13 protein-coding genes are annotated in these 10,814 nt (G+C 36.7%); 4 read left to right on the forward strand and 9 right to left on the reverse strand.

The window, feature by feature from the left end:
- Positions 1-140: 140 nt before the first annotated feature.
- The gene (locus ACTB1O_RS08795) at positions 141-1,037 is read left to right on the forward strand and encodes an HdeD family acid-resistance protein (RefSeq protein ID WP_462994761.1); all 897 of its coding nucleotides are present in this window, start codon (positions 141-143) and stop codon (positions 1,035-1,037) included.
- Positions 1,038-1,122: 85 nt separating this feature from the next.
- Entirely contained in the window at positions 1,123-1,947 is an 825-nt protein-coding gene (locus ACTB1O_RS08800) for an esterase/lipase family protein (protein WP_462994762.1), read from the forward strand.
- A gap of 105 nt (positions 1,948-2,052) precedes the next feature.
- Here the strand turns inward: ACTB1O_RS08800 and ACTB1O_RS08805 are convergent, their stop codons facing one another.
- On the reverse strand, positions 2,053-2,868 hold the full coding sequence (locus tag ACTB1O_RS08805) for a pyrroline-5-carboxylate reductase family protein (RefSeq protein ID WP_462994763.1): 816 nt from the start codon (positions 2,866-2,868) through the stop codon (positions 2,053-2,055).
- An 85-nt stretch (positions 2,869-2,953) separates the two neighbouring features.
- Entirely contained in the window at positions 2,954-3,772 is an 819-nt protein-coding gene (locus tag ACTB1O_RS08810) for a sulfite exporter TauE/SafE family protein (protein ID WP_462994764.1), read from the reverse strand.
- A 203-nt stretch (positions 3,773-3,975) separates the two neighbouring features.
- Here ACTB1O_RS08810 and ACTB1O_RS08815 point away from each other — a divergent pair, with 203 nt between their 5' ends.
- Positions 3,976-4,362 (forward strand): DUF6508 domain-containing protein, encoded by a 387-nt coding sequence (locus ACTB1O_RS08815; protein WP_462994765.1) that lies wholly within the window; start codon positions 3,976-3,978, stop codon positions 4,360-4,362.
- A 202-nt stretch (positions 4,363-4,564) separates the two neighbouring features.
- The gene (locus tag ACTB1O_RS08820; RefSeq protein ID WP_462994766.1) at positions 4,565-4,831 is read left to right on the forward strand and encodes a hypothetical protein; all 267 of its coding nucleotides are present in this window, start codon (positions 4,565-4,567) and stop codon (positions 4,829-4,831) included.
- 11 nt (positions 4,832-4,842) lie between these two features.
- On the opposite strand, the gene ACTB1O_RS08825 is transcribed toward ACTB1O_RS08820, so the two are convergent.
- From ACTB1O_RS08825 to ACTB1O_RS08855, 7 genes are all read right to left on the reverse strand, one after another.
- The gene (locus ACTB1O_RS08825) at positions 4,843-5,205 is read right to left on the reverse strand and encodes a 4Fe-4S dicluster domain-containing protein (protein ID WP_462994767.1); all 363 of its coding nucleotides are present in this window, start codon (positions 5,203-5,205) and stop codon (positions 4,843-4,845) included.
- A 5-nt stretch (positions 5,206-5,210) separates the two neighbouring features.
- Complete coding sequence (locus tag ACTB1O_RS08830) at positions 5,211-6,290, reverse strand: hydrogenase large subunit (protein WP_462994768.1); 1,080 nt, start codon at positions 6,288-6,290, stop codon at positions 5,211-5,213.
- Positions 6,290-6,697 (reverse strand): NADH-quinone oxidoreductase subunit C, encoded by a 408-nt coding sequence (locus ACTB1O_RS08835; RefSeq protein ID WP_462994769.1) that lies wholly within the window; start codon positions 6,695-6,697, stop codon positions 6,290-6,292. The genes ACTB1O_RS08830 and ACTB1O_RS08835 overlap by 1 nt, the downstream gene beginning before the upstream one ends.
- Complete coding sequence (locus ACTB1O_RS08840) at positions 6,694-7,137, reverse strand: NADH-quinone oxidoreductase subunit B family protein (protein WP_462994770.1); 444 nt, start codon at positions 7,135-7,137, stop codon at positions 6,694-6,696. The genes ACTB1O_RS08835 and ACTB1O_RS08840 overlap by 4 nt, the downstream gene beginning before the upstream one ends.
- A gap of 12 nt (positions 7,138-7,149) precedes the next feature.
- A complete protein-coding gene (locus ACTB1O_RS08845; protein WP_462994771.1) occupies positions 7,150-8,022 on the reverse strand; it encodes an NADH-quinone oxidoreductase subunit H in 873 nt (290 codons plus the stop codon).
- 1 nt (position 8,023) lies between these two features.
- Positions 8,024-9,949 carry an NADH-quinone oxidoreductase subunit 5 family protein gene (locus ACTB1O_RS08850; RefSeq protein ID WP_462994772.1) on the reverse strand — a complete coding sequence of 642 codons (1,926 nt, stop codon included), beginning with the start codon at positions 9,947-9,949 and terminating at the stop codon, positions 8,024-8,026.
- Positions 9,950-10,300: 351 nt separating this feature from the next.
- Positions 10,301-10,750, reverse strand: a complete 450-nt coding sequence (locus ACTB1O_RS08855) for a NusA-like transcription termination signal-binding factor (protein WP_462994773.1) — start codon at positions 10,748-10,750, stop codon at positions 10,301-10,303.
- Positions 10,751-10,814: the final 64 nt, after the last annotated feature.

A 10,814-nucleotide genomic window follows, 5' to 3' on the forward strand; every position in this document is an offset into this window, starting at 1 on the left:
CTCTCTCCAGAGAATTGTTTATTACTTTAACAGAATAATTCACAGGAATTATGCAAATGAACTTTTTATAAAACCTTTTTTAAAACAGTATATATAATGCAAATGTAACACAAATATTGCAATTTAAGGAGAAGCTCAATTTGCCACAACTTGAAAATTTTCTCAAGCCTTTAAGCGAAGGAGTCTGGGAAGTAACAATTCCAAAAGAATCTGTCACTGTCCCTTTGGATTCGGAATGGAAAAAATCAGGAATAAATGTTCCATCTCCCGGTACTATCGCAAGTTTTCGTAAAGGTCAGTATCATGTTCATGAAACTGAAACCGAATGGAAAGTTCATCTTGACAGATATGATCCGGAAAAACACCCGGTTATGCATCTTTTGGACGATGCACCTCTCCTTCTTATGATTGGGGATACCATTGTCACACTTATTTCAGATATCAAAAGAAATGAAAGTGCAGATACAAAGAGTATTCTTGAAACACAGGATAAGCAGTGGCATCTTCAGGTTATAATTGGTCTTTTCCTTGCACTTATCGGATTTGATGTAATAACAGATCCATTAGGTGCATTTGTGGGCCTTATCAACTTTCTGATTCCGATATCAATAGTAATCCTGGGAATAATTGTTATGATAGGAGGGGTTGGTCAGCTAAAAAAGGAACCCTTTTTTGAAGGTGACATTCCCAGAGGTCTTGTAGTAATAGCATCAGGAATAATTGCTTATTATCTTCCACTGGAATTATGGGGATTAATTCTTACAGCAGTCCTTGCAATCTGGATGTTTGCAAGCGCAATTCTGCTTCTCAGGCGTGTTAAAAAGGGGCGTTTGGCAGTGCCTGAAGGATTTATAAGCCGCCTTATTATTGGAGTTCTCTCTCTTTTGATTGTAATAGGGACATATTTTGCACCCATATTTCTGGTTACAATATTCACATTTATATTGGGAATCGTAATTACCCTTGTAGGAATTATGCTTATAGTTAACGGACTAAGATTAAGAGGTATAATGAAAAATAAAGTTTTAAAAGACTAGTTATAGATTATTAAGAATAAAAAAATACTACTTTTTTTAATATTAAAAGAAGATTTTAATTCCCAAAAAACACAAACAATATAATGTGAGATCTAAAAAAATTCCGGTTTTTCTTGTTCATGGCTGGAAGAGCAGTCCAAAAATCTGGAATAAACTTACATCAGAACTTGAATCAGAAAAGATACCATTCCGGAGTTTTAATCATTCAGACATGACAAATTCTGCACCATGTCAGATTGCAGAAAGTCTGAAACTATATATTTTAAAAATGCAGAAAGAAACAGGACACTCCGGATATTTTGATATTATCTGTCATTCAATGGGTACATCTATAGTAAGATATCTGCTTGAGGTCTTAGACAGTGAATTAAAGGAACTTAAGGTAAGACAAATAATTGCTCTTGGTCCTCCCAATTTAGGATCTTCAATGGCCGAACTTTTTAATGACCCAAAATATGGATATGAAATAATAAACAGTCTTGCCGGTGTTTTTGTTCCTAAAAAATATGATCCAAAAATAGACAAAATTGTTCAGGAAATACGTCCGGGAAGTAAAACAATAAAAGAACTAAAAGATGCAGGAATAAGAAGCGATATATTATACAGACTTATTCTTGTGGAGAATAAAACAGAATCTCCTCATTTTTTCCCGTATTTTGATGGCAAGACCTGGGAATTTCAACAGGACAAAGGATGGACACAAACCTTTAAAGGCGACGGCATAATCCCTTACTCTGACTCATATCTTCCCGGGGCCGGGTTTGATCTGTTTCCAGTTAATGATGAACATTTTTATCAGAACGCCAATGAATACTGCCACATAAAACTCCCTCAGAATCAGGAGATAATAAAAAGAATTATGCAATATTTATGTGATCCAAAAACACAGCCGCAGAATTACTTCTCCTGAAAAATTGAGAGAAACAATAGTAAATTTGAATGAAAGATCCTGATTTTTAATAAAATCTAATGAAAAAATAAGAATCTTTTTTGTGAAAAAATCAGCCAATCAAAGTCAATTCTCAGAATCAACCCTGTTAACTACAAAAGTGTGCTTTTGCGACATTTCCATAAGAATATTGTCAAACACCAGAGGCATCTGTTTTCTCACAATATTTACTCCCTCTGCAGTTATCCCGCCTTCTGTTGAAACATCTGATATCAGCGATTTAAAATCAGTATCCTTCTCTGAAAACATTCCTGCAGTCCCAATGAAAGCTTCTCTGACAAGCTCTTTCGCATCCTTTTCTGAGACACCCCCTTTACGTACAGCCGCAATTGCATACTCCTCCATTATTGAGGCTATAATTGCAGGAGAACTGCTTGTGATATCAGAAAGAAGCTGCATATTTTCTTCTCTGGTAACAAAGGGTTTACTTATTGAACTAAAAAGCAGGATTATCTCATCTCTTAACGAATCAGAGATATTATCACCAAAACATATGACAGAAACACCTCTGAGGCATTCTGATGTAATACTTGGAATTACCCTTATAACATCTGCAAAAGACCAGTTTGAAAGATTTTTAATTGAAACATCAGAGGCAACCGAAACTATTACCTTTCCCTCTGTCAGATAAGGTCTGATATCCATCAGAACTTCTTTTACTTCATATGGTCTGACACAGACAAATATAATTTCAGAACAGTTTACAACATCAATGTTGCTCTCTGCTTCTTTTATTTTAATTTTATTTACAAGATTTTTAAGTTTTTCCGGAGTGCGATTATATGCAGTAACATTCTCAGGAATAACAATCCCTGTATCAATAAATTTCCTTGCAAGCATACTTCCCATACTACCGGTTCCAATGATACCTATCCTTGACATTCTGTCATCCTATATTATCAGAGAAAGAGATAAAAAGAACGGAAAAATACTCAGACCCAGAGAATCCAAATCTCATTTAAATTTATTACCATAAACCCAGCATATCTACTGAGAGGTACAACAGAAGCAGAATGAATACATACTTAATAAACCACGGATCAAATCTGTGCAGCAGATATACACCAATCTGAGCCACAGGGATAGTAATAATTACAAGAATTATCCACCAGTTAAGATTCAGATAACCTATTGTAAAAAAGGGCAGATCCAGGATATGACTTCCCAGAATAATATAAGAGATCAAACCTCCAAGAGATGCCGCAATAACAAATACCGAAGTCGTTGCTGATGCAACTCTTGAAGGCATCCTGCAAAAAAGCATAAGAATAGGGGCAAGAATTATTCCTCCCCCTATACCTATCATCCCTGAAATTGTTCCTACTAAAAAACCTGATATAATATAAGGAAAATTTCTGAGATTGCATCTGTCAATATCCTGATTGGAGTTAGATACAAGCATAATTCCTGCCATTAAAAACATAACACATGCAAATAAAGGCGCAAGAATTACAGACGATATACTGGATGCAATAAATCCACCCAGAATACCTCCAAAAAAACCACAGATTCCTGCAATTAATCCAATTCTCCAGATGATCACACCTTTTTTATGATGACCATAAGCACTGGATATCGCAGTTGGAAGAGTAATTGCAAGGCTTGTTGCAAATGCAGTCCTAAGCGCAATATCCGGATCAATAAAATAATATTCGGTAAGAAGATTATACTGAATTGGAACAAGAATTGATCCGCCCCCTATCCCAAGCAGACCGGAAAAAAGACCAGCTATTATACCCCCGACAGCAAGCATAATATCAGAAATTATTCCGGCTTCCAGAATCATATTTATTAGAAGTAATATGTCTGTAATCGCTTAATAATGTTCTTTTTTAGGATAATAATTCATTAGTCTAAAAATCTGTTATTCAGTGATTTCAATCCCGCTTCTTTTAATCATATTACAGGATATATTCTCAAAAGGGATCCAAAACCAATTTCATATTAATAAAGGATATTTATCATAAAAGTACAAGTTTAAGGTTAACAATGAACAGAGAAGGAGAGATCCCTACAAAAGAGAATTTTGAGATCATACTAAAATATAAAAACAATATTGATCTAAATTCAATTTTAGAGAAAAATAAGGACGAAATTTTAAAATCAGGAACATGTGAAGATATTATTGAATTTACAAAATCCCTTTACCAGAACAACTGGCTTATCAACACCCGCTGGCAGGACTGGACTTCAGAAGCAGAATATTATTTTGGCAATCCTGAAATGATAGAATCAGCGGACGTTGAGACAATAAGAAAAATTCTTACAGTTCATGTAAGAATTGACAGACTTTTTCCGGGAGATATAGCTGACCTCATTAAAAGAGGATACATATCAAAGATTCTTGAGAGACTTGAGAAATTAAATTCTTTTTAAAATCTGGTTTTTTAAATATCCAGTAGCAGTATCACAAATTAAAAATTTAACAACACCAATATTGTTTCCTGAATTGCAGATAATATATTAAAGGTGATCTTAATAAAAAGGATAATAATAGTAGCAATTTTTTTTAATCTTTTTATTCCCTGAATATTTATAGGAGAAAGTTTTATCGGATCTCAGTTAAGAAAAGGAAAATATGCCAAAATGTGTTAACTATGACAAATGCCCTTTTCTCAAAAAATACGAACAGGAATTTGAAAAGAGTAAAGCACTGAAAGAAAAGGTTATGATCTACTGTGATGGTGACATGCAGGACAAATGCATAAGAGAAAAAATTGCAAAAACACTTGGTGGCTCAGAGTATGTCCCGGTAAACATGATGCCTGAAGGAACACCTGTATCAGGAACAAGCATGAACGAGTGGTCAGCAGAAGTTCTGAGTCTTGTTGAAAAATTTGGATGAATATATTTTTTTTAATTATCAGACTCAATTTCAGCAGGTGCTGTGAAACTCTCAATTAAAGGTCCTTCCAGCACAGGCTCATGATAAACGTTGTTCAACAAAAGACAGTCTTTGGGACATACCTCAGCACATGAATTACATGATATACACCTGAACCTGTCAATTGCCCATCTCTTTTCAGGTTTATCAACCGATATAGCATCAGCAGGACAATGCATACTACAAAGACCACAGAATATACAATCCTCTATTTTTATCTGCACCTGACCTCTTGAGCCTTCAAACCTCTTTGCAGGTTCATAGGGGTAGCGAATTGTTGATGGTCCTTTTACAAGTGCCTTTAACAAAGTTTTTGTTATGGAAAAAAAACTCATCTTTTTCACCTCTCCGCACATCCGATACACGGATCTATTGAAAGAACAATAACCGGCACATCTGCCATCTCGCATCCGGCAAGCATCTTTAAAAGCGCAGGAATATTTGCAGTTGTAGGGGTTCTTACACGATCACGCTGAATATTCTTCTTTCCGTTTGCTTTAACATAGTGAATGCATTCCCCGCGTGGCTGTTCAACTCTTGAAAAGTATTCACCCTCAGGATTGCCTCTGACTTTAACATCTATATCTCCGGAAGGAATAGCGTCAACGGCCTGCTTTATTAGATCAACAGACTGTGTAAGTTCTCTTGCCCTGACTTTACACCTTGCATAACAGTCACCTGCTGTCTCAACAACCGGACTAAAATCAAGATCACCATATGCAGCATAACCTGTATCTCTCATATCAATTGCAACACCGCTGCCTCTTCCGGTGGGACCTACCGCACCAAGTGAATATGCATCCTCTTTTGATACAACACCTATTCCTTTTGTTCTGTGAATGACTGTATTATCATCGAAGAAAACATGACAGAGATCATCAATATCAGAAGACAGAATATCCAGATCCTTAACCATTTCCTTAAGTTTGGAATCAGATATATCCCTTCTGACTCCGCCTACCTTACAGGAACCCTGGATAACACGACCGCCTGTTGTCTCCTCCATAGCATCCAGAATTTTCTCCCGGATTCTCCATGCGTTCATAAAGAGATTTTCAAAGCCCATTGAGTCTGCAAAAAGCCCGAGCCACATCAGATGACTATGAAGCCTGGAGTATTCCGACCATATGGTCCTTAAATAATGAGCTCTGGGAGGAACCTCTGTATTCATTATATTTTCAATACCCTGACAGTACCCGACACTGTGAATAAAACTGCATATACCGCATATACGCTCGGCAATGTAAACAAAATCTTTAAAATCCCTCTTTTCAACAAGTTTTTCAAGACCTCTGTGAACATATCCAATTGACGGTATAGCCTCAATTACATGTTCATCCTCAAGTACAAGATCAAGATGTATGGGTTCGGGCAATACAGGATGCTGGGGGCCAAAGGGAACAACAATTCTTCTGGACATTATTTATCCTCCTGTTTTTTTTCAGCCTGAATTTTTTTATCAGATTTTACTTTGGTCACTTTTTGGACATTAAAAGGTGTTTTTATGCTGGTTTGTATAAGATTGCCCTTATAATCAATATTAATTCCAGAAATTTTCACTCCGAAAAGATCATGAATTTCATTTTCATAAATAAAGGCACCCCAGTAAATATCCGATATACTTGGTATCTGCGTTCCTTCCGTTATTTTTATCCGGAGATTTTCAAAACCATAATCTTTTTCAAAGGAATAGTTTATCTCAAATATATCCTCAAATTTGCCGCAGCCAATCTGGACAAAACGATAACCACCGTCACACATATCCTTTACATGCTTTAGTAGTTCTTCAGTCTCTATTTCTGTATTTTTCTGCTCTTCGATTGTCACTGCTTAACACCTCCTTTTTTGAGTTCTTCACGTTTTGCCTCTAAGATACCCAGGGCTTTTACAATTCCGTCAATTATTGACTCAGGACGTGCTGCACATCCGGGGACGTATACATCCACAGGTATAAGCTCTCCAACACCTCCGCTGATATTATAACATTCACGGAATACACCTCCTGAACAGGCACAGATACCAACACCGACCACTACATTGGGTTTTGGCATCTGATCATAAATATTTTTAATTACAGCTTTATTCTGTTCATTAACACCTCCTGTAACTACAAAAACATCAGCATGTTTTGGATTTCCTGTATTTATTATTCCAAAACGTTCAACATCATAGAGCGGTGTCAGGCATGCAAGAACCTCAATATCACAGCCGTTGCAGCTTGACGCGTCGTAGTGTATTATCCAGGGGGATTTTGTTAAATATGACATATCTCAATCACCTCATATCAGATATAGTGCAAACAGATTCACAACTCCAAACACAAGTGTTACTATCCAGCAGCTTTTTAGTGCAAACTGCCATTTGACCCTTGCAGTTGCATTGTCTATGAAAAGTTCAAGGAAATACACAATGATAAGTACAACAATTCCTATAAGAGGCGCTGCTATCCCAAAGAACAGAAACAAAAATCCCAGCAGAAATACAAGCTCATATAAATGTGCTATCTCACTCATTCCAAGAGTGGAACCTGAAAATTCGGTAGTAAGACCTTTAACTAACTCCTGATGGGCATGGTGTGACGTTGACAGATCAAAAGGCGACTTTCGAATCTTCATAGTCAGAATATATACCATTCCAATAAATATTCCGGGAAGGAGAATGACAGGAGCAATTGTGCTCTGCACAATACCTGCCGTATCAAACGATTTTGTTACCTCATAGAAACCAATGGCAGCAATTATTATCATCGGTTCGACTGCCATTAACTGAATAAGTTCTCTTTCAGCACCTATATGAGCATAAGGAGAGCCTGTTGAATATGCACCAAGCACAAGGAAAACATGCGCAAGTGTTAACGCAAATATTACAAGAAGAATATCACTTCCTGAAAAGAACAAAACACCAGTTACTATGATAAATATAAGGTAGCTGAATATCCAGAAATTCTGTGATTCATGGACAACCATATTCTCCTTTTCAAACAGCTTGAATATATCATAAAGGGGCTGTAATACAGGCGGGCCAACCCTTCCCTGCATTCTTGCAGTAATCTTTCTGTCAAGCCCCATTATTATGGCACCTACAAACGGAGCTAAAACTACGAACAGGACTGCTCCAATAAAGGAATAATTTGTGAAGATATCAAAAATCATATTAGATCACCAGTCCTGAAATATTCAGAATCATAACTGCTGCCAGTACCAGAAGAATTCCAACGGTAAGAATTATAGCCATTTTACTTATTTTTTCTTCTCCGAAGAACTCTTCCATATAGTAGTTTGAAAGTTCAACCTTTTGTGTAATCCCCATACTGCCGGCAAAACTAAGACCATCCACTGCAGGTCGTGCTCCCATGTACTGCCCCTTTATTGTTCTGCCCTTACCGAAATGCACAAGGGACAAAGGAAGAAGCACAATTAAAACAAGCATCATAATCATGATAATCATATTGTTAAGACTGAGCAGATGAGAAACGGTTCCATATACTCCATTTATATAAGGCTCAATCATGCTTCCCGAAATCAACGGGAAGATAAGACAGACAATTACGGTAAGTCCTGTTAAAATGTAGAGCGTAAACATCTCCTGACCAGTTGCCTCCTTTTTAAGAGCTTTATCCTTACCCCTGACTTCAATCAGTTTACCCATCCATTTTGCCCAGAAAAAGACAGTAATACCACTTCCATAAGCGATTATTGCAATAAGAAGCATTCCAAAAGGAGGAAGCGCATTTACAAAAGCATGTATTGTTGCCCACTTGGAAATAAGCATTCCAAATGGTGCAAGAAACATTCCTGCAATTCCTATAAGCATCATTGTCGCAACCTTTGGCATAGTTGCTATAAGACCGGACATATCCTCTATATCTCTGGAATGCTTTTTGTGCTCCACAGAACCAACTGCAAGGAATAACAGAGACTTTGCTACAGCATGGAATATTATCAAAAGTATAGCAGCCCATACAGCCTCCTGTGTTCCAATTCCTGCACAGGCAACTACAAGACCCAAGTTTGCAATCGTTGAGTATGCAAGCACCTTCTTTGCATTGCTCTGACCAATTGCAATTGCAGATGCCAAAAGGAAAGTAACTCCACCTACAAGTGATATCAGAACACCAATAAGACTTAATTCAAATATAGGTGCAAACCTCACAATCACATAAACACCAGCCTTAACCATTGTACTGGAATGCAGAAGTGCTGATACAGGAGTAGGCGCAATCATTGCACCGACAAGCCAGGATGAGAATGGCATCTGAGCGGATTTTGTAAGTCCGGCAAATGCTATCATCGCCGCAGGAATCATTGCAACCACAGGTCCGGCAGCTATGAGATTATTTAGGTATATGTAATCGCCGTTTCCTGAATATAGAATGATAAAAAGAATTGCTCCTGCAAAACCAACTCCGCCCACAAGATTTAATAAAAGAGCCCAAAATGCATTTTTCCATGCGGGTTCATCCCTTGCATATCCAATTAACAGGAATGAACAGAGTGTTGTTATCTCCCAGAATAAGAAAAGCCATACGATATGGTTTGAAAATACTACACCAAACATCGCCGATAAAAACAAAAACATCAGGAAAAAAAACTGTTTTCTGTTATCCTTAACATCAGTGTGCTTCTCATGATAGCCTTTCATATATCCAACCGAATAAACACAGATTAGACTTCCGATAATGCCTATTATCAGAGCCATTATCACTGAAAACTCATCAACAAAAAACTCATTGCAAAATACTGTCTCAACAGGTGAAAGAATTTCAGCATAAACAATTATGGCAGTCTGAATAACTGCAAGAGCTGTGACAATATATTGTTTGAATTTAAGACTGATCCCAATAATAAACAGAGATACCGCAAATTCAGTAAGGAGCATCACAACCCCGAGAGATTCAGAACCAATAGTTACATAGGATATACCTTTTCCAAATGTTTGAATGAAAAGGTATACAGATGCAACAGCCGTGATCAGAGCGGCAATTTTTATAATCACATCCCTAATTCCGCTATTTGGAAGCAAAAGCATAAACATTGCAGCAATAAGCGGAAAGAGGATTAAAAAGATTAATATGTCCACATTTCTTCCTCTGATTTTATATTCACTGTTAACACTATTTATCATTTACAATTTGGCATACTTTTGTAATTACAAGAAAATAAGCAGAATTATTGGAATTTAAAGAACCCTGTGCCAACAGTTATTAAAAAATTACCTGTTAAACATAAGAATTACACTCACCAGCCAATATAATCTATATATTAAAAGCGCGAATTAAGAGATTCTTTTTTGATTGAATAATACAATTTAAATTAAAAATTAATACCAACAAAGATACTTAAAACAGCATTAGAATGATTATGAAAGCACTTTACCTAAAGCAGATTAGCTTTAAGTTTTATCTTAAATTACTGATTTGAATAAAAAAAATTACAGGTTTTCTTCTGTAATTATCTGAACATTTACAATATCATGCTGACGTTCTGCCAGTTTATTTGCCTTAAAGATGTTTTTACCACCTTTTCCTATTGCAATACCCCTGTCCTCTTCTTCAATATCGACATTTGCAATATATTCACCCTCATCATTTTCTTCAATCTCAATTGAGATAACACGTGCCGGGAGGAAACAATTTTTTATAAACTGTTCTGCATCACTGGAAAACTCAACAACCTCTATCTTTTTCCCGAGATCTTCTGATGCCTTCTTTATGCTTGAACCCTGTTTACCAATAGCACGTCCCATATCACCGGGATTAATTACAAAGATAAGACGATCATTTCTTTCATCAATAATACAGTCACGACTACCTGCTCCGGTAATATCTTCAAACTGCTTCATCAACTGAAGACTCTGCTCATTTAAGACAATCTCTCCCATACGATTAAGCCCTCTTCAAGGTAAGAATGTCAGATTCACCTGCATCGACTATTGCAAGAACGCT

The sequence above is a fragment of the Methanomicrobium sp. genome (genome assembly GCF_055145805.1).